Here is an 18,314-nt window from a genome sequence, read left to right on the forward strand (position 1 = left end):
AGGAGCGGCCGTTTTGTTTTCATCGATACCGATGGAGGGAAACGAGGTGCGCCACTTTCGGAAGAAAGTGGCGCGAGTGACGGGGCTCGAACCCGCGACCTCCGGCGTGACAGGCCGGCACTCTAACCAACTGAGCTACACCCGCGTTTCCCGGCCGAAGCGCTGGTGCGCCGCGGCGAGGGGCGTCGTTTAGGCGGGCTCGCCGGGCGCGTCAAGCGGATCGAACAAGGAAAAATTCAGATCAGCGTTTGGCGACCCCCGGACCCGCAATTGCAGCCGCTTCCGGCGGGGTGGGCAGGCCCGTAATCCCGCCTTCCGACGGCAGCTGCGACGCCTCCATGGGCGCGGGCGGCGTGTAGTGCACGCCCACGCCCGGCCCCAGCGGCAGGTTGAACGCCACCCAGGCCGCGACCATCAGCAGACCGGCGACCAGGAAGGCTCCGGCGTAGGGCAGCATGATCGACATCAGCGAGCCGAGTCCGAACCTCGGGTCCCAGCGCTGGGCGAAGGTCAGAATCAGCGGGAAGTAGCTCATCAGCGGCGTGGCGATGTTGGTGACAGAGTCGCCCATCCGGTAGGCGGCGGTCGTCATTTCGGGGCTGATTCCCAGCAGCATGAACATCGGCACCACGATGGGCGCCAAGGCCGACCACTTGGCCGAGGCCGAGCCGATGAACAGGTCGAAGAAGCAGGACACCAGCACCACGGCGATCAGCAGGATCGGAGCGGGCAGGGCGATCTCCTTCAGCACCGCTGCGGCATTGACCGCCAGGATCGGGCCCAGGCCGGACCAGTTGATCATGGCCACGAAGTGGGCGGCGAAGAAGGCCAGCACGATATAGGGCGCCAGTTGGGACAGGCCCTCGCCCATCATCCGCACCATGTCGCGGTGCGATTTCACCGTGCCGGCGCCCGCGCCATAGGCGCCGCCCGCCACGAAGAAGGTGATGGCGAAGAAGGCGATCAGCGAACGATAGAGCGGGTTGAACGTCTGGCCCTCGCCTGCGTCGGGATCGACCAGCGGCGAGCCGGGGATGAAGACCAGCAGGGTCCACAGGGCGATCATGCCGAGGATCGACAGGCCGGCCCAGGCCAGGCCCTTCTTCTGTTCGGGCGTCAGCGGGGTCTTCTCTTCGGCCGCGGGCGCATTGAAGCCGGGGACAGGGGCCCACTTGCCCAGACGCGGTTCGATCACCTTGTCCGTCAGGAACCAGACGATGGGGGTGAAGACGAGCACGACGCCGATGATGAAGAACCAGTTCCCGGCGATGTTCACCGAGTAGGCGGGATCGATCAGTCGGGCGGCCGGCTCGGTGATGCCGAGGATCAGGGCGTCCTGTGAGCCCGGGAATAGGTTGCCGGCATAGCCGCCCGACACGGCGGCGAACCCGGCTGCGAGGCCTGCGAGCGGATGGCGACCGGCGGCGGCAAAGATCAGGGCCGCCAGCGGGATCACCACCACATAGCCTGCGTCCGACGCGTGGTGGGACATCATGCCGGTCAGCACCACGACCGGCGTCAGGATCGCCCGGGGGGCGTTCAGCAGCGCCCCGCGAATGGCGGTGGCGAACAGGCCGCTGCGCTCGGCGACCGACGCGCCGTAGATAATGGTGATGACGATGGCCAAGGGCGGGAAGTCGGCCAGCGTCCTGGGCATGCCGAGGATCAGCTTCTCGAGGTTCTCCTTCGACAACAGGCTCTGGGCCTGCATCAGCTCTCCGGTGACCGGATTGACCGCCGACCAGCCGAGGCCCGAGCCGACCAGGCTGAGCGCGACCAGGCCGAGGATCAGCCAGAGGAAGAGGAAGACAGGGTCCGGCAGCTTGTTGCCGATCCTCTCAACCGCGTTGAGCACCTTCGCGCCGATGGCCATTTCGTCTTTCCCGTCCGACGGCTGAGCAAAGGTGCATAAGGGCGTGAATAGGTCGCCTGCGACAAGCCGTCAGCCCTGCGACAAGTCGCCCGCAAAGCTGCGAACCGTTCGCAAGAAAAACCTTTTCCCATATGGGTTTGAACCCTCGGGGTTCCGGGGCTAGAAAGCGCCGAATCCGCCCCTCCCTCTGTGGCGGACGAGGTCCTTCCGGATGAATGCATTCCTTCTCGAATATCTGCCGATCGTGATCTTTCTCGGGATCGCGGCCGTCATCAGCCTGGTGTTCATGATCGCCGCCTGGACGATGGCGCCGACGAATCCCGACTCTGAAAAGCTGTCGGCCTACGAGTGCGGGTTCAACGCCTTCGACGACGCGCGGATGAAGTTCGACGTGCGGTTCTACCTGGTGTCGATCCTGTTCATCATCTTCGATCTGGAAGTGGCCTTCCTGTTCCCGTGGGCGGTGTCGATGTTCGACCTGTCGCAGGGCGCGATGGTCTTCGCCTTCTGGTCGATGATGATCTTCCTCGGCGTCCTGACCATCGGCTTTATCTACGAGTGGAAGAAGGGCGCGCTGGAATGGCAGTGACGACCAACAACGTCCCGCTGATCGGCATGGGCAATTCGGGCGCCTCGCCCGTCGGCCCGGGCGCCAGCTCGCCGGTCGCGTTCGGCCAGGGCGCGCGCTCGATGGTCGAGGGTTACGACCCGAAGATCCACGACAAGTTCTTCGAGCAGGTGAACACCGAGCTGGGCGAACGCGGCTTCCTGACGACCTCGCTGGACGACGTGATCACCTGGGCCCGGACGGGTTCGCTGATGTGGATGTCGTTCGGTCTGGCCTGCTGCGCCGTGGAGATGATCCAGCTGTCGATGCCGCGCTTCGACCTGGAGCGCTTCGGCATGGCTCCGCGCGGCAGCCCGCGCCAGTCGGACCTGATGATTGTCGCAGGCACCCTGACCAACAAGATGGCTCCGGCCCTGCGCAAGGTCTACGACCAGATGCCGGACCCTCGCTACGTCGTCTCGATGGGCAGCTGCGCCAACGGCGGCGGGTATTACCACTATAGCTATAGTGTCGTGCGCGGTTGCGATCGCGTGGTGCCGGTGGACGTCTATGTCCCGGGCTGCCCGCCGACGGCCGAGGCCCTGCTGTACGGCCTGCTACAGTTGCAGAAGAAGATCCGCCGCACGGGGACCATCGACCGATGAGCTCTCTTGTGAAGCAACAGGCGCTCGAGACCGCGCTGACGCCGCTGGGCGCCGAGATGGTGGCCGAGCTGGGCGTGCAGGCGCATGTCGCGTTCGGCGAGCTGACGCTGGTCGTCTCGCGTGAGGCGCTGCCGGGCGTGATGACGGCATTGAAGACCCGCTTCGGCTTCCAGCAGCTGCTGGACGTGTGCGGCGCGGACTATCCGGATCGCGAGGAGCGGTTCGAGGTCGTCTATCACCTGCTGTCGATGACCCGGAACGCCCGTATCCGCGTGAAGGTGGCGACCGACGAGCTGCAGCCGGTTCCCAGCGTGGTCGAGATCTATCCGTCGGCCGGCTGGTTCGAGCGCGAGGCGTTCGACATGTACGGCATGCTGTTCTCGGGTCACCCGGACCTGCGCCGGCTCCTGACCGACTACGGCTTCCAGGGGCACCCCCTGCGCAAGGACTTCCCGATGACCGGCTATGTCGAGGTCCGGTACGACGAGGAGCAGAAGCGCGTGGTCTACGAACCCGTCAAGCTGACGCAGGAATTCCGTCAGTTCGACTTCCTGTCCCCGTGGGAGGGCGCGGAGTATCCGACGACCGTCCTGCCGGGTGACGAAAAGGCGGGGAGCAAGGGCTGATGGCTGACGCACAGAACATCGCCGCCGTCGCCGGCGCGACCGACGTCTTCGACGATCACGACGACGGCCTGACCGCGCACGCGCGCGCCATGGAAGACCGTAAGTTCACGATCAACTTCGGCCCGCAACACCCGGCCGCGCACGGGGTGCTGCGTCTGGTGCTGGAGCTGGACGGCGAGATCGTCACCCGTGTGGATCCGCACATCGGCCTGCTGCACCGCGGCACCGAAAAGCTGATGGAAGCGCGGACCTATCTGCAGAACGTGCCGTACCTGGATCGTCTCGACTACGTCGCGCCGATGAACCAGGAGCACGCCTTCTGTCTGGCCATCGAGAAGCTGCTCGAGATCGAGGCGCCTTACCGCGCCCAGCTGATCCGCGTGCTGTACTCGGAAATCGGCCGCATCCTGAACCACCTGCTGAACACGACGATGCAGGCGATGGATGTCGGCGCCCTGACCCCGCCGCTGTGGGGTCACGAGGAGCGCGAGAAGCTGATGGTGTTCTACGAGCGCGCCTGCGGCGCTCGTCTGCACGCCAACTACTTCCGTCCGGGCGGCGTCCACCAGGACCTGCCCAGCGACCTGATCGACGACATCGGCCGCTGGTGCGGGACCTTCCCGGCGGCGCTGAAGGACATCGAGTCCCTCGTCACCGAGAACCGCATCTTCAAGCAGCGCAACGTCGACATCGGCGTGGTGTCCAAGCAGGAGGCCCTGGACTGGGGCTTCACCGGCGTGATGCTGCGCGGCTCGGACATTCCGTGGGACCTGCGCAAGTCGCAGCCCTACGAGTGCTACGCCGAGATGGAATTCGACGTCCCGGTCGGCAAGAACGGCGACTGCTGGGACCGCTACCTCTGCCGCATCGAGGAGATGAAGCAGTCGGTGCGGATCATGGAGCAGTGCGTGCACAAGCTGCGCAACTGCCCGGGCGAGCCGGTCATGGTCGAGGACAACAAGATCGTCCCGCCGCGTCGGGGTGAGATGAAGCGCTCGATGGAGTCGCTGATCCACCACTTCAAGCTCTACACCGAAGGCTTCCGCACGCCGGAAGGCGAGGTCTACGCCTCGGTCGAGGCGCCCAAGGGCGAGTTCGGCGTCTATCTGGTGTCGGACGGCACCAACAAGCCGTACCGGGTCAAGCTGTCGGCCCCGGGCTTCCGTCACCTGCAGGCGATGGACTGGATGAACCGCGGCCACCAGCTGGCCGACGTGTCCGCCATCCTCGGCTCGCTCGACATCGTTTTCGGAGAAGTGGACCGATGAGCGTTCGTCGTCTCGCCAAGGAACAGCCGGCCTCGTTCGCCTTCTCGAAGGCGACCAAGACCAAGTGCGACTGGTGGATCGCCAAATATCCGGAAGGTCGCCAGCAGTCGGCGGTGATCCCGGTGCTGTGGCTCGTGCAGAAGCAGGAAGGCTGGGTCTCGGAGCCCGCGATCCGCGCGATCGCCGAGCTGCTGTCGATGCCCTACATCCGGGTGCTGGAGGTCGCGACCTTCTACACCATGTTCATGCTGGAGCCCGTCGGGACCTCGGCCCTGATCCAGGTGTGCGGCACCACCCCTTGCATGCTGCGCGGCGCCAACGACCTGATGGATGTCTGCAAGAAGAAGATCGGGCCCAAGCAGACGCTCAGCGCCGACGGACGCTTCACCTGGGAAGAGGTCGAGTGCCTCGGCGCCTGCGCCAATGCGCCGATGGCCATGATCAACGACTACTATTTCGAGGACCTGACGCCGGACAACCTGGCCCAGATCATCGACGATTTCGCCGCCGGCAAGACGCCCAAGCCGGGCTCGCGCGTCGGTCGTCATACCTCAGAGCCAGAAGGCGGTGCGCGCACCCTGACCGATCCGAAGCTGTATGACGGCTCGGCCGCCAAGCCGATCAAGAAGCTGCCGAACTCGGATCCGGTGACGGCATGAGACCGCTCCTGGGACGAAAACTGAACCGGATGGCGATGTACGGGGCCCTGTTGCTGGCCATCGTCGTCAATTCGGCCGGCTCGTCGCAGGGCTGGTGGCCGGCCTCGATCTGGGCCGTCCTCCCGATGCTGGCCGCCGGCCTAGGCGCAGGCTGGCTGATGGGTTCGAAGGTCAAGGGGACCGCGGCATGAGCCTGCCCGACCTGGAAACCAGCGAAGGACGCGCGACCTACCGGGCCGAGCTGAAGGCCGTGGGACGGCCCTTCCGCCTCGCCGGCGTCGCCTTGATCCTGCTGGGCGCCGGGTACATCGTGGCGACCCGCGTGGACTGGCTGGCCCCGAACCAGGCGGGCATCGTGGTGGCGTATGCCGCCGTGGCGGCGGGCTGGGCCTTCTTCGTGGCCGCCACCTTCCTGCGCACCCGGCATCACCGCCGGCGTCTGAAGGAGGGGCTGTGATGGCGAAACAAGTCAGTCCCGCCGATACGTGGCGGATCGTCATCTGGGGCGGCGTCGCGGACATCGTCATCGGCTTTGGTCTCGCGGTCGCCGGTCTGGCGGACCTGTTCGGGCCTGATCTGGAAATTCTGGCCTTGGTCGGCGCGATTATCGCCGCGGTCGGCCTGGGCATCGTCCTTTGGGGACGGAAGAAACTGAGCGAGGCGGACAACCGCCGCGGAGATCTGAACTGACCATGGTCGGCATTCTCGAAGACAAGGATCGCATCTTCACCAACCTCTACGGTCTCCAGGACTGGGGCCTCGAGGGCGCGAAGAAGCGCGGCGCGTGGAACGCGACGAAGGACATGCTCGACCTCGGTCGGGACTGGATCATCACGAACGTCAAGAACTCGGGCCTGCGCGGTCGCGGCGGCGCCGGCTTCTCGACAGGTCTGAAGTGGTCCTTCATGCCCAAGGAAGTGAAGGATCGTCCGCACTACCTGGTGGTCAACGCCGACGAGTCCGAGCCCGCGACCTGCAAGGATCGCGAGATCATGCGCCACGATCCGCAGCTGCTGATCGAAGGCTGCCTGATCGCCAGCTTCGCGATGCAGGCCCACGCCTGCTACATCTACCTGCGCGGCGAATACGTGCTCGAGCGCGAGCGCATGGAGGCCGCGGTCAAGCAAGCCTACGAGGCGAAGCTGATCGGCAAGAACAACGTCCACGGCTGGGACTTCGACGTCTACATCCACCACGGCGCCGGCGCGTACATCTGCGGTGAAGAGACGGCCCTGCTGGAGTCGCTGGAAGGCAAGAAGGGCCAGCCGCGCCTGAAGCCGCCGTTCCCGGCCGGCGCGGGTCTCTATGGCTGCCCGACGACCGTGAACAACGTCGAGTCGATCGCCGTGGTCGGCACCATCCTGCGCCGCGGCGCGGACTGGTTCGCCAGCTTCGGTCGCCCGAACAACACCGGCACCAAGCTGATGTCGCTGGCCGGACACATCAACACGCCGTGCGTGGTCGAAGAGGCCATGTCGATGCCGCTGCGCCAGCTGATCGAGGATCACGGCGGCGGCGTGCGCGGCGGCTGGGGCAATCTGAAAGCCATCATCCCCGGCGGCGCGTCCTGCCCGGTGATCACGCGCGAGCAGGCCGAGGTCGCCCTGATGGACTTCGACTCGATGCGCGAGCTGCGCTCGTCGCTGGGCACCGCCGGCGTGACGGTGATGGACGAGTCCACCGACATCGTGAAGGCGATCGCCCGCATCAGCTACTTCTTCAAGCACGAGAGCTGCGGTCAGTGCACGCCGTGCCGCGAAGGCACCGGCTGGATGTGGCGCGTGCTGGAGCGGATGGCCGTGGGCGAGGCCGATCCGTCGGAGATCGACCTGCTGCTGGACGTCGCCGGTCAGGTCGAGGGCCACACCATCTGTGCCTTGGGCGACGCCGCCGCCTGGCCGGTGCAGGGCCTGATCCGTCACTTCCGTCACGAGATCGAGGACCGCATCGCCACCTACCGCAGCCGCCGCGCGAACTTCGTCGGCCACGCGATCGCAGCGGAGTGACGATGCGCCTGACCGTCGTCCCGATGCTGGCTCTTCTGGCTCTCGCCGCCTGCGGCGAACGTGGAGACGCGCCTGCGTCCACGGATACGCCGACCTCGGACGCCCGCCCGTCCGCGCCGGTCGTGCTGACGGCCGCGGACCTGCGCCGCGTCTGCCGCGCGGGTCTGGCCAACATCCACGGGCAGGCTCTGGACGCGATCCAGATCGACGGCGTCGAGGGCAAGGTCATCAACGCCTCGTGGCGCGCGCCGGTCGACGGCGGTCGCCGTCGGGCCCAGTGCCGCACCGAGAACGACCGGCTGACCTGGAAACAGGTCGACTCGCCGACCCCCGAACAGAACCGCTGGATGAACCAGTCCGGCGACCCGGTGACCCGTTTCGTCCTCGACGGCGAAAAGATCACCATCAACACGACGCTCCCGGATGGGACGAACACCACGGACGATTACACCGTGGCTGCTGAGCAAGAGGCCCGCTGATGCCCGTCGCCAAGGTCAACGGCGTAGAAACCGAGTTCGAGCCCGGCATGACGGTGCTCCAGGTCGCCGAGCGCGCCGGGCATGAGATCCCGCGCTTCTGCTATCACGAGCGGCTGTCGATCGCCGGCAACTGCCGCATGTGCCTGGTCGAGGTGAAGCCCGGACCGCCGAAGCCGCAGGCCTCATGCGCCCTGCCGGCCGCCGAGGGGCAGGAGATCTTCACCGACACGCCGATGGTGAAGAAGGCCCGCGAAGGGGTGATGGAGTTCCTGCTCATCAACCACCCGCTGGACTGCCCGATCTGCGACCAGGGCGGCGAGTGCGACCTGCAGGACCAGTCGGTCGGCTACGGCCGCGACGGTTCGCGCTACAGCGAGAACAAGCGCGCGGTCGAAGAAAAGAACATGGGCCCGACCGTGAAGACGTTCATGACGCGGTGCATCCAGTGCACCCGTTGCGTCCGCTTCATCACCGAGGTCGCCGGCGTGCCGGACATCGGCATGATCTCGCGCGGCGAGAGCGCCGAGATCACGACCTATCTGGAAAAGAACATCGACAGCGAGCTGTCGGGCAACGTCAACGACCTGTGCCCGGTGGGCGCCCTGACGCACCGCCCGTGGCAGTACCACTACCGCCCGTGGGAGCTGAAGAAGACCGAGACCATCGACGTCATGGACGCGCTGGGCTCGAACATCCGCGCCGACGCGAAGGGCGCCGAGGTCATGCGCATCCTTCCGCGCGTGAACGAGGGCATCAACGAGGAGTGGCTGTCGGACATCAGCCGCTACGCCGTCGACGGCCTGCAACGCCAGCGTCTGGATCGCCCCTTCGTGCGCGGCGCCGACGGCAAGCTGAAGGCCGCCTCGTGGCAGGAAGCTCTCGGCGTCGTCGCCGAGAAGCTGGCCACCTCGAAGCCCGAGAAGATCGGCGTCGTCGCCGGTGACCTGCAGGACGCCGAGTCGATGAAGGCCGCGCTGGACCTGTTCCGCGCCCTGGGCTCGGCCAACACCGACTGCCGTCAGGACGGCTCGGCGCTGGGCTATGGCCCGCGCGAGGGCTGGCTGTTCAACAGCGGCCTGCAAGGCATTGAAAACGCTGACGCCATCCTGATCGTGGGCGCCAACCCGCGCGTTGAGGCTCCGCTGCTGAACGCCCGTCTGCGCAAGACCTGGCTGGCCGGCAAGACCGAGATCGGCCTGATCGGCGAGCAGGCGAACCTGACGTTCGACTACAGCTGGCTGGGCGCCGGTTCGAAAACCCTGGGCAAGCTGCCCAAGGCCGCCGTCGACTTCCTGACGAAGGCCGAGCGTCCGGCGATCATCGTCGGCTCGGGCGCCCTGTCGGGCGACACCGGTCCGGCCGTGCTGAACGCCCTGGGCGCGCTGGCGAACAAGGTCGGCGTGATCGCGGATGGCTGGAACGGCTTCAACGTCCTGCACTCGGCCGCCTCGCGCGTCGCCGGCCTGGACATGGGTTTTGTGCCGGGCGAGGGCGGTCTGTCGGCCGTCGACATGGTCAAGAAGGACGCGCTGGACGTGCTGTTCCTGCTGGGCGCTGACGAGATCGACGCCTCGGCGACCAAGGCCTTCAAGATCTACCTCGGCAGCCACGGCGACCGTGGCGCCCACGGCGCGGACGTGATCCTGCCGGGCGCGGCCTACACCGAGAAGTCGGGCCTGTACGTCAACACCGAGGGCCGGGTTCAGATGGCCGACCGCGTGGTGTTCCCCAAGGGCGACGCCAAGGAAGACTGGGCCATCCTGCGCGCCCTGTCGGGTCTGGTCGCCCAGACCCTGCCGTACGACACCCTCGACGCCCTGCGCTCGAAGCTGATGGCCGATGTGCCGACCTTCGGCCGCATCGATTACCTGCCGGCCCCGGCGGCGTTCGACGTCGCCTCGCTGGGCAAGAAGGGCGATCTGGGCGACGTGGCCTTCGCCTCGTCGGTCCGCGACCCGTATCTCAACAACCCGATCGCGCGCGCCAGCGTGACGATGGCCGAGCTGTCCGCCCAGCGGATCGCCCCGGTCGCGATGGCGGCGGAGTAAGTCCCCATGGATTTCTGGACCACTCCTCTCGGCTGGACCCTCGCCACTGTCGGCGCGATCCTGCTCGTCACCGTCGGCGTTCTGGTCGCCGTGGCCTTCCTGCTGCTGGCCGACCGCAAGGTCTGGGCCGGCATCCAGATGCGCAAGGGCCCGAACGTCGTCGGCCCGTTCGGCCTGCTTCAGTCCTTCGCGGACATGATCAAGTTCGTGCTGAAGGAAATCGTCGTCCCGGCCGGTTCGGACAAGGCGGTCTTCCTGCTGGCGCCGATCATCACCGTGATCACGGCCTTCATGGTCTGGGCGGTCATTCCGTTCGCGCCGGGCTGGGTCATCTCGGACCTGAACATCGGCATTCTGTACGTGCTCGCGATCAGCTCGCTGGGCGTCTACGGCATCATCATGGGCGGCTGGGCGTCCAACTCGAAATACCCGTTCCTCGGCGCCCTGCGCTCGGCGGCGCAGATGGTGTCCTACGAAGTCTCGATCGGTCTGGTGATCATCACCGTGATCCTGCTGGCCGGCACGATGAACCTGTCGGCCATCGTAGAGGCCCAGCAGGGCGGCATCTGGAACTGGTTCGTGTTCGGCGGCGGCGGCGCCACCTGGCCCACCATCATCGTGATGTTCCCGATGATGATCGTCTTCTTCGTCTCGGCCCTGGCCGAGACCAACCGCCCGCCGTTCGACCTGCCCGAGGCGGAGTCGGAACTCGTGGCCGGCTATCAGGTGGAATACAGCTCGACCCCGTACCTGCTCTTCATGATGGGCGAGTACGTGAACATCGTCTTCATGTGCGCGATGATCTCCATCCTGTTCTTCGGCGGCTGGAATCCCGGCGTGCCGCAGGCCTGGCTGGACGCCCTGCCGGCGTGGATCGAGTACACGATCTACCTGCTGACCTTCTTCACCAAGATCGTCCTGTGGTTCATCATGTTCGCCATGGTGAAGGGCTTTGTGCCCCGCTACCGCTATGACCAGCTGATGCGTCTGGGCTGGAAGATCTTCCTGCCGACCTCGCTGGTGGCCGTGGTGGCCGTGTCGGGCTGGCGGGTCGCCTCGCGCGTCTACGGATGGGGCGAATGATCCGCAGCCTGACCCTGACCGGCGTGATGCTGACGGCCCTGGCCGCCGGCGCCTGCAACACGGTGTTCGAGCCGATCCAGCCCGAGGTGAGCTCGCCGATGGGCCGGATGGATCGCGCCGAGGGCGAGCGTCAGCGCGCCTCCCGCAATCATCCGGATTGCTACGTCGAGCCACGCACCGGTTCGCGCGAGGACCAGCGTCGTCGCCGTGAAGGCTGCCAACGGGCGGAGCGGAACCTGTGATGCGCGCCGCGACCCTGACCCTGCTTCTGGCGGCCGCGGCCCTGTCGGCCTGCGCCAGCCAGCCCTACGACCCCCTGCCGGTGTCCGCCTATCAGTGGCAGCAGCGGCAGGAACGCATCGAGCGCGAGCAGGCCGAGCGCCTGCGCCGCTGCGAGGCGATGGATAAACAGAGCGAGCGTTACGCTCGCGAGTGCCCGCGTGCCGGAGGTGCGCAACAATGATGAACCGTATCGTCCAGGCCGCGAAGGGCGCCCTGCTGATCGACGTGATCGGCGCGGTAGGACTGACGCTGAAGTACATGGCCCGTCCGAAGATGACGGTGAACTATCCGTTCGAGCGGAACCCGAAGTCGCCGCGCTTCCGGGGCGAGCACGCCCTGCGTCGCTATGCGAACGGCGAGGAGCGCTGCATCGCGTGCAAGCTCTGCGAGGCCATTTGCCCGGCGCAGGCCATCACCATCGAGGCCGAGCCGCGCGCGGACGGCAGCCGTCGCACGACGCGCTACGACATCGACATGGTGAAGTGCATCTACTGCGGCCTGTGCCAGGAGGCCTGCCCGGTGGACGCGATCGTCGAAGGACCGAACATCGAGTTCTCGACCGAGACGCGCGAAGAGCTGCTGTACGACAAGGACCGCCTGCTTTCGAACGGCGACCGCTGGGAGCGGCTGCTGGCGAAGAATCTGGAACTCGACGCGCCTTACCGTTAAGGCGCAAACGCTGAACGGGGAGGGCGATTCCGCGAGGGGTCGCCGCCCATAACCGAAAGGGGCTTTGGCCTCCGATGTTGCAAGGCATTGCCTTCTATCTGCTGGCGACGGTCGCCGTGGTGAGCGCCCTTCTGGTCGTGACCGCGCGCAACCCCGTGCACAGCGTCCTGTTCCTGATCCTCGCCTTCTTCTCGGCGGCGGGTCTGTTCGTCCTGCTCGGCGCGGAGTTCCTCGCCATGCTGCTGGTCGTCGTCTACGTCGGCGCGGTGGCGGTGCTGTTCCTGTTCGTCGTCATGATGCTGGACGTCGACTTCGTGAAGCTGCGCGAGGGCTATGCCCGCTACCTGCCGCTGGCGATGATCGTGGCGGGCGTGCTGCTGGCCGAAATGATCGTGATCTCGCTGAGCGTCGCCTCGGGCGGCGCGGCGGCCGAGACGACCGGTCCGATGGTGGCCACGGCGGACGCCAGCAACATCGAGACGATCGGCCGCGTGCTCTACACGGACTACGTCTACTTCTTCCAGGCGGCGGGCATCGTGCTGCTGATCGCGATGATCGGCGCCATCGTCCTGACCCTGCGCCACAAGCCGGGCATCAAGCGCCAGAACGTCGCCGATCAGGTCGGTCGCGACGCGAAGAAGGCCATGGAAGTGAAGTCGGTCACGACCGGCGCCGGCGTCACCCCCGAGGATCTGGTCTGATGGTCGTCACCCTGCACCACTATCTGGCGGTCGCCGCCATCCTGTTCACCATCGGAGTCTTCGGGATCTTCGTGAACCGCAAGAACGTCATCATCATCCTGATGTCGGTCGAGCTGATCCTGCTGGCGGTCAACATCAACTTCGTCGCCTTCTCCAGCTACCTCAACGAGGTGTCCGGGCAGATCATGGCCATGTTCGTCCTCACCGTCGCGGCCGCCGAGGCCGCCGTGGGTCTGGCCATCCTGGTGACGTTCTTCCGTAACCGCGGCGACATCGCCGTGGACGACGCCTCGGTCATGAAGGGCTGATCGTGAACCTCGAGCTCCTCGTCACTCTCGGCGTCTTCGCCCCGCTGCTTGGCGCGGCGATCGTCGGCCTGTCCGGCCGCCGGCTGGGCAATGTCGTCTCGCAGTCCATCACGACCGGCCTGCTGTTCTTCTCCTGCTTCGTCGCCTGGACCGTGTTCAGCCAGTGGACCTGGGGCCATCTGGCGCCGTTCACGGTCACGGTCGCGCCGTTCATCCACGTCGGCGACTTCATCTCGAACTGGTCGATCCGCATCGACGCCCTGTCGGCGACCATGCTGGTCGTGGTGACCAGCGTCTCGTCGCTCGTGCACCTGTATTCCTGGGGTTACATGGCCGAGGACCCGGACAAGCCGCGGTTCTTCGCCTACCTGTCGCTGTTCACCTTCGCCATGCTGGCGCTGGTCACCGCCGCCGACTTCATGCAGCTGTTCTTCGGCTGGGAAGGCGTGGGCCTGGCCTCCTATCTGCTGATCGGCTTCTGGTACAAGAAGCCCAGCGCCTCGGCCGCCGCCATCAAGGCCTTCGTGGTCAACCGCGTCGGCGACTTCGGCTTCGCCCTGGGCATCTTCACCGTCTTCTGGATGTTCGGCACGATCCAGTTCGCCGAGCTGTTCCCGATGATCGCCGACCGCGCCAACACGGGCTGGGAGTTCCTGGGCCACACCTGGTCGGCGCTCGACCTGGCCGCCTTCCTCCTGTTCATCGGCGCGATGGGCAAGTCGGCGCAGTTCTTCCTGCACACCTGGCTGCCGGACGCCATGGAAGGCCCCACCCCGGTGTCGGCCCTGATCCACGCGGCCACCATGGTGACCGCCGGCGTCTACATGGTCTGCCTGCTGAGCCCGATCTTCGAGTATGCGCCGGTCGCCGGCCAGATCGTCGCCATCATCGGCGCGGTGACGGCCCTGTTCGCCGCCACCGTCGGCCTGGCCCAGAACGACATCAAGCGAGTCATCGCCTATTCGACCTGTTCGCAGCTCGGCTACATGTTCTTCGCCGCGGGCGTGGGCGCCTATGAGGCGGCCATGTTCCACCTGTTCACGCACGCCTTCTTCAAGGCCCTGCTGTTCCTGGGCGCCGGTTCGGTGATCCACGGCATGCACCACGAGCAGGACATGCGGAAGATGGGCGGCCTGTGGAAGCTGCTGCCGATCACCTATGCCGTCATGACCATCGGCACGATCGCCATCACCGGCCTGGGCATCCCCGGCATCGGCGGCCTGGCGGGCTTCTACTCGAAGGATATCGTGATCGAGAGCGCCTTTGCGGCCGCGGCCTCGAACCACTCGCCGATCGGCCTGTTCGCCTTCTTCGTCGGCATCTTCGCCGCCGGCCTGACCGCCTACTACTCGTGGCGTCTGGTGTTCATGACCTTCCACAACAAGCCTGTGTGGAAGGAAGAGGACGGCCACGCGCATGCGCATGATCACCACGACGACCATGCCTCGCACGCGCAGATCGAGACCCATTCGGAGCCGATCGCCGACGACCATGCGCACGACGATCACGCCCACGACGATCACCATCACCACGGCCCGCTGAAGCCGCACGAGAGCCCCTGGGTCATGATCGTGCCGCTGCTGGTGCTGTCGGTCGGCGCGATCTTCGCCGGCATGGTGTTCGAGCCGTTCTTCACCGGCCACCACGAGAACGAGTTCTGGCGCGGCGCCATCTTCACCGCCCCGGCCAACCACGTCCTGCACGAAGCCCACGGCGTTCCGACCTGGGTGAAGTGGTCGCCGCTGATCCTGACCCTGATCGGCACCTTCGCCGCCTTCTGGATCTATGTGGTCAAGGAAGGCATGGCGCGTCGGATGGCCGAGCGCGGCAGCGTCATCCACGCCTTCCTGTACAACAAGTGGTACTTCGACGAGCTGTACCAGTTCGTGTTCGTCCGCGGCGCCAAGGCGGTGGGCGACCTGTTCTGGAAGGTCGGCGACGAGAAGATCATCGACGGGGGCGGGCCGAACGGCATGGCCTGGCTGTCGCGTAAGTTCGCCGGCGGTCTAGGCCGCTTCCAGTCCGGTTATGTCTACTTCTATGCCTTCGTGATGCTGCTCGGTCTCGCCGGCTTCCTCGCCTTCGCCATCTACTCGTGGGGAGCCTGATCTTGCCCCAGATCCCCTACATCCTGAGCGTCGTCACCTTCCTGCCTCTGGTGGGTGCGGCCCTGCTGCTGGCGGCGCGCCTGACCTCGAAGGGTTCGGTCGACAACGCCGCGCGCTGGATCGCCATGGGCACGACCCTGGCCGTTCTGGCCGTGTCCGTCGTGCTGGTCGCCGGTTTTGATCCGTCGACCCCTGCCTATCAGTTCGTCGAGCGCTTCAACTGGTTCGCCGGCGCCCAGTATCATCTGGGCGTGGACGGCATCTCGATCCTGTTCGTCCTGCTGACCGCCTTCCTGATGCCGATCTGCATCCTGGCCAGCTGGAACACGATCAAGGACCGTGTCGTCGACTACATGATCGCCTTCCTGGTTCTGGAGACGCTGGTCATCGGCGTGTTCACGTCGCTGGACCTGTTCCTGTTCTACATCTTCTTCGAAGGCACCCTGGTTCCGATGTTCATCATCATCGGGGTGTGGGGCGGTCAGAACCGGATCTACGCGGCGTACAAGTTCTTCCTCTACACCCTGCTGGGGTCGGTCTTGATGCTGCTGGCCATGCTGTGGATGGCGCACACCGCCGGCACCACCAGCATTCCGGCGCTGAAGGAGTTCGCCTTCTCGCCGCAGGCCCAGCCCTTGCTCTGGCTCGCCTTCTTCGCCTCGTTCGCGGTGAAGATGCCGATGTGGCCGGTGCACACCTGGCTGCCCGACGCCCACGTGCAGGCGCCGACGGCGGGTTCGGTCATCCTGGCCGGCATCCTGCTGAAGCTCGGCGGCTACGGCTTCATCCTGTTCAACCTGCCGATGTTCCCGCAGGCCTCGCAGACCTTCGCTCCGCTGGTCTGGGCCCTGTCGGCCATCGCCATCGTCTACACCTCGCTGGTCGCCTTCCGTCAGACCGACATCAAGAAGCTGATCGCCTATTCGTCGGTCGCGCACATGGGCTTCGTGACCATGGGCATCTTCGCCGGCAACGATCAGGGCGTGCAGGGTGCGGTCTTCCAGATGCTGAGCCACGGCCTGATCTCGGGCGCGCTCTTCCTCTGCGTCGGAGTGGTCTATGACCGGATGCACACCCGCGAGATCGCCTTCTACGGCGGTCTGACCAGCCGGATGCCGTGGTTCGCCGCCATCTTCCTGATGTTCACCATGGCCAACGTCGGCCTGCCGGGCACCTCGGGCTTCATCGGCGAGATCCTGACCATGGCCGGCATCTATCAGGTGTCGACCTGGACCGCCTTCTTCGCGGCCACCGGCGTGATCTTCTCGGCCATCTACGCCCTGACGCTGTACCGCAACGTCATGTTCGGCGAGATCACCAATCCGAAGCTCAAGGACATCACGGACATCGACAAGCGCGAGCTGGCGCTGTTCGTCCCGCTGATCGTCGGCACCCTGCTGCTGGGCGTTCAGCCCAATCTGGTGCTCGACTACACCAACGCCTCGGTTCACGCCCTGACGTCCGCCTATCAACTCGCGATCGGTGGCTGAGACCATGATGCCTGATCTGATTTCCGCTCTGCAGCTCTCGGCCCCCGAGATCACGCTCGCCGTCGGCGGCCTGGTCCTGCTGATGGTCGGCGCCTTCTCGGGCGACAACAGCGCGCGCGTCGTGTCCTGGCTGTCGGTGATCCTGCTGATCGCCGCCACCGCCGTGACCGTCACCGGTCCGCTGGGGCAGGCGTTCAACGGCGCCTATATCGCCGACCCGCTGGCCGTCTACGGCAAGGCGCTGATCTTCCTGTCCAGCGCCGTGGCCATCATCCTGGGCGACGGCTGGATGCGCCGCACGCGCATCGCCAAGTTCGAGTATCCGATCCTGATCGTGCTGGCCTCGGCCGGTATGGGCATGATGGCCTCGTCGGGCGACCTGATCAGCCTGTACGTCGGCATCGAGCTGCACTCGCTGGCCCTGTACGTCCTCGCCGCCTTCCACCGCGACAACCTGAAGGCCTCGGAAGCGGGCCTGAAGTATTTCGTGCTGGGCGCCCTGTCGTCGGGCCTACTGCTGTACGGCGCCAGCCTAATCTACGGCTTCACCGGCTCGATGCGTTTCGAGGACATCGCCGCCTATGCCGCCGCCAACGAGTCCGTCGGCCTGATCTTCGGTCTTGTGTTCCTGATCTGCGGTCTGGCGTTCAAGATCTCGGCCGCGCCGTTCCACATGTGGACGCCGGACGTCTACGAGGGCGCCCCGACCCCCGTCGTGGCCCTGTTCGCCACGGCTCCCAAGGTCGCAGCCATGGTGCTGATCGCCCGTACGCTTGAAGGCGCCTTCGCCAACTCGCACGACCAGTGGGCGCAGGTCCTGATCCTGATCTCGCTGATCTCGTTCGCGGTCGGCGCCTTTGGCGGTCTGGTCCAGAAAGACATCCAGCGCCTGCTGGCCTATTCGTCGATCGCCAACATCGGCTATGCCCTGCTGGCCATCGCCGCCGGCACGACGCTGGGCGTGCAGGCCATGCTGCTGTTCATGACGCTGTACGTCATCGATCAGTTCGGCTTCTTCGCCCTGCTGCTGTCGCTGAGCCGCAACGGCAAGCCGATGCGCACGATCTCCGACCTGGCCGGTCTGCGCAAGGAGCGTCCGCTGACGACCATCGCCCTGACGGTGCTGTCGCTGTCGGTGTTGGGCATGCCGCCGCTGTCGGGCTTCTGGGGCAAGTGGGCCGTCTTCGGCGCCGCCGCCGACGCGGGCTACTGGATGGCCGGCGCCGCCGGTCTGGTCGCCTCGGTCGTGGCCGGCTTCTACTACCTGCGCATCATCAAGGTGATGTGGTTCGATCCGGCGCCGGAAGGCACGGCGGCGACCGACAAGGCTCCGGTCGAGGCGAAGACCATCGCCTTCGCCTGCGCGGCCTTCTCGTTCCCGCTTGTGATCGTGGCCCTGCCTTGGCTTGAGCCTCTGGCCGCGGCTGCTGCTGTCGGCTTCGGCGCGGGGTGATCATGCTCGCCCCTTATTCCTCCCCCAGCGGGGGAGGGGGACCGCGTTG

At 66.1% G+C, this 18,314-nt stretch carries 21 protein-coding genes and 1 tRNA gene; 20 read left to right on the forward strand and 2 right to left on the reverse strand.

Features of this window, described 5'->3' with window-relative positions; all coding sequences use genetic code 11:
* Positions 1 to 68 precede the first annotated feature (68 nt).
* Both ABDZ95_RS13675 and ABDZ95_RS13680 read right to left on the reverse strand, forming a co-directional pair.
* Positions 69 to 145 (reverse strand) — tRNA-Asp (locus ABDZ95_RS13675).
* A gap of 96 nt (positions 146 to 241) precedes the next feature.
* A complete protein-coding gene (locus ABDZ95_RS13680; RefSeq protein ID WP_343794521.1) occupies positions 242 to 1,873 on the reverse strand; it encodes an AbgT family transporter in 1,632 nt (543 codons plus the stop codon).
* A 211-nt stretch (positions 1,874 to 2,084) separates the two neighbouring features.
* Here ABDZ95_RS13680 and ABDZ95_RS13685 point away from each other — a divergent pair, with 211 nt between their 5' ends.
* From ABDZ95_RS13685 to nuoN, 20 genes are all read left to right on the forward strand, one after another.
* Positions 2,085 to 2,462 (forward strand): NADH-quinone oxidoreductase subunit A, encoded by a 378-nt coding sequence (locus ABDZ95_RS13685; RefSeq protein ID WP_343794522.1) that lies wholly within the window; start codon positions 2,085 to 2,087, stop codon positions 2,460 to 2,462.
* Positions 2,463 to 2,488: 26 nt separating this feature from the next.
* On the forward strand, positions 2,489 to 3,085 hold the full coding sequence (locus ABDZ95_RS13690; RefSeq protein ID WP_425543001.1) for a NuoB/complex I 20 kDa subunit family protein: 597 nt from the start codon (positions 2,489 to 2,491) through the stop codon (positions 3,083 to 3,085).
* Positions 3,082 to 3,711 carry an NADH-quinone oxidoreductase subunit C gene (locus tag ABDZ95_RS13695; RefSeq protein WP_343794523.1) on the forward strand — a complete coding sequence of 210 codons (630 nt, stop codon included), beginning with the start codon at positions 3,082 to 3,084 and terminating at the stop codon, positions 3,709 to 3,711. Before ABDZ95_RS13690 ends, ABDZ95_RS13695 begins: the two co-directional genes overlap by 4 nt.
* A gap of 89 nt (positions 3,712 to 3,800) precedes the next feature.
* Positions 3,801 to 4,979: an NADH-quinone oxidoreductase subunit D gene (locus ABDZ95_RS13700; protein ID WP_343794653.1), complete on the forward strand. Its 1,179-nt coding sequence runs from the start codon at positions 3,801 to 3,803 to the stop codon at positions 4,977 to 4,979.
* Positions 4,976 to 5,638 carry an NADH-quinone oxidoreductase subunit NuoE gene (gene nuoE, locus ABDZ95_RS13705; RefSeq protein ID WP_343794524.1) on the forward strand — a complete coding sequence of 221 codons (663 nt, stop codon included), beginning with the start codon at positions 4,976 to 4,978 and terminating at the stop codon, positions 5,636 to 5,638. Before ABDZ95_RS13700 ends, nuoE begins: the two co-directional genes overlap by 4 nt.
* On the forward strand, positions 5,635 to 5,829 hold the full coding sequence (locus ABDZ95_RS13710; protein WP_343794525.1) for a hypothetical protein: 195 nt from the start codon (positions 5,635 to 5,637) through the stop codon (positions 5,827 to 5,829). Before nuoE ends, ABDZ95_RS13710 begins: the two co-directional genes overlap by 4 nt.
* Positions 5,826 to 6,095 (forward strand): hypothetical protein, encoded by a 270-nt coding sequence (locus ABDZ95_RS13715; RefSeq protein WP_343794526.1) that lies wholly within the window; start codon positions 5,826 to 5,828, stop codon positions 6,093 to 6,095. Before ABDZ95_RS13710 ends, ABDZ95_RS13715 begins: the two co-directional genes overlap by 4 nt.
* Positions 6,095 to 6,328, forward strand: a complete 234-nt coding sequence (locus ABDZ95_RS13720) for a hypothetical protein (RefSeq protein ID WP_343794527.1) — start codon at positions 6,095 to 6,097, stop codon at positions 6,326 to 6,328. Before ABDZ95_RS13715 ends, ABDZ95_RS13720 begins: the two co-directional genes overlap by 1 nt.
* A 2-nt stretch (positions 6,329 to 6,330) precedes the next feature.
* Positions 6,331 to 7,644, forward strand: coding sequence for an NADH-quinone oxidoreductase subunit NuoF (gene nuoF / locus ABDZ95_RS13725; RefSeq protein ID WP_343794528.1), 1,314 nt, complete (start codon positions 6,331 to 6,333; stop codon positions 7,642 to 7,644).
* A 2-nt stretch (positions 7,645 to 7,646) separates the two neighbouring features.
* Positions 7,647 to 8,123 (forward strand): hypothetical protein, encoded by a 477-nt coding sequence (locus tag ABDZ95_RS13730; protein WP_343794529.1) that lies wholly within the window; start codon positions 7,647 to 7,649, stop codon positions 8,121 to 8,123.
* Positions 8,123 to 10,171, forward strand: coding sequence for an NADH-quinone oxidoreductase subunit NuoG (gene nuoG / locus ABDZ95_RS13735; protein ID WP_343794530.1), 2,049 nt, complete (start codon positions 8,123 to 8,125; stop codon positions 10,169 to 10,171). Before ABDZ95_RS13730 ends, nuoG begins: the two co-directional genes overlap by 1 nt.
* Before the next feature lie 6 nt (positions 10,172 to 10,177).
* Complete coding sequence (gene nuoH / locus ABDZ95_RS13740; protein ID WP_343794531.1) at positions 10,178 to 11,254, forward strand: NADH-quinone oxidoreductase subunit NuoH; 1,077 nt, start codon at positions 10,178 to 10,180, stop codon at positions 11,252 to 11,254.
* A complete protein-coding gene (locus ABDZ95_RS13745; RefSeq protein WP_343794532.1) occupies positions 11,251 to 11,496 on the forward strand; it encodes a hypothetical protein in 246 nt (81 codons plus the stop codon). The genes nuoH and ABDZ95_RS13745 overlap by 4 nt, the downstream gene beginning before the upstream one ends.
* On the forward strand, positions 11,496 to 11,717 hold the full coding sequence (locus tag ABDZ95_RS13750; RefSeq protein ID WP_343794533.1) for a hypothetical protein: 222 nt from the start codon (positions 11,496 to 11,498) through the stop codon (positions 11,715 to 11,717). The genes ABDZ95_RS13745 and ABDZ95_RS13750 overlap by 1 nt, the downstream gene beginning before the upstream one ends.
* Positions 11,714 to 12,205: an NADH-quinone oxidoreductase subunit NuoI gene (gene nuoI / locus ABDZ95_RS13755; RefSeq protein WP_343794534.1), complete on the forward strand. Its 492-nt coding sequence runs from the start codon at positions 11,714 to 11,716 to the stop codon at positions 12,203 to 12,205. The genes ABDZ95_RS13750 and nuoI overlap by 4 nt, the downstream gene beginning before the upstream one ends.
* A gap of 74 nt (positions 12,206 to 12,279) precedes the next feature.
* Complete coding sequence (locus tag ABDZ95_RS13760; protein WP_343794535.1) at positions 12,280 to 12,906, forward strand: NADH-quinone oxidoreductase subunit J; 627 nt, start codon at positions 12,280 to 12,282, stop codon at positions 12,904 to 12,906.
* Positions 12,906 to 13,214, forward strand: coding sequence for an NADH-quinone oxidoreductase subunit NuoK (nuoK, locus tag ABDZ95_RS13765; protein ID WP_343794536.1), 309 nt, complete (start codon positions 12,906 to 12,908; stop codon positions 13,212 to 13,214). The genes ABDZ95_RS13760 and nuoK overlap by 1 nt, the downstream gene beginning before the upstream one ends.
* Before the next feature lie 2 nt (positions 13,215 to 13,216).
* Positions 13,217 to 15,322: an NADH-quinone oxidoreductase subunit L gene (gene nuoL / locus ABDZ95_RS13770; RefSeq protein WP_343794537.1), complete on the forward strand. Its 2,106-nt coding sequence runs from the start codon at positions 13,217 to 13,219 to the stop codon at positions 15,320 to 15,322.
* Between the two features lie 11 nt (positions 15,323 to 15,333).
* The gene (locus tag ABDZ95_RS13775; protein WP_343794654.1) at positions 15,334 to 16,812 is read left to right on the forward strand and encodes an NADH-quinone oxidoreductase subunit M; all 1,479 of its coding nucleotides are present in this window, start codon (positions 15,334 to 15,336) and stop codon (positions 16,810 to 16,812) included.
* A gap of 7 nt (positions 16,813 to 16,819) precedes the next feature.
* Positions 16,820 to 18,265 carry an NADH-quinone oxidoreductase subunit NuoN gene (gene nuoN, locus ABDZ95_RS13780; RefSeq protein WP_343794538.1) on the forward strand — a complete coding sequence of 482 codons (1,446 nt, stop codon included), beginning with the start codon at positions 16,820 to 16,822 and terminating at the stop codon, positions 18,263 to 18,265.
* The last annotated feature ends 49 nt before the right edge of the window (positions 18,266 to 18,314 follow it).

Origin of the sequence: Brevundimonas kwangchunensis (genome assembly GCF_039523815.1) — a bacterium.
GTDB lineage: Bacteria > Pseudomonadota > Alphaproteobacteria > Caulobacterales > Caulobacteraceae > Brevundimonas > Brevundimonas kwangchunensis.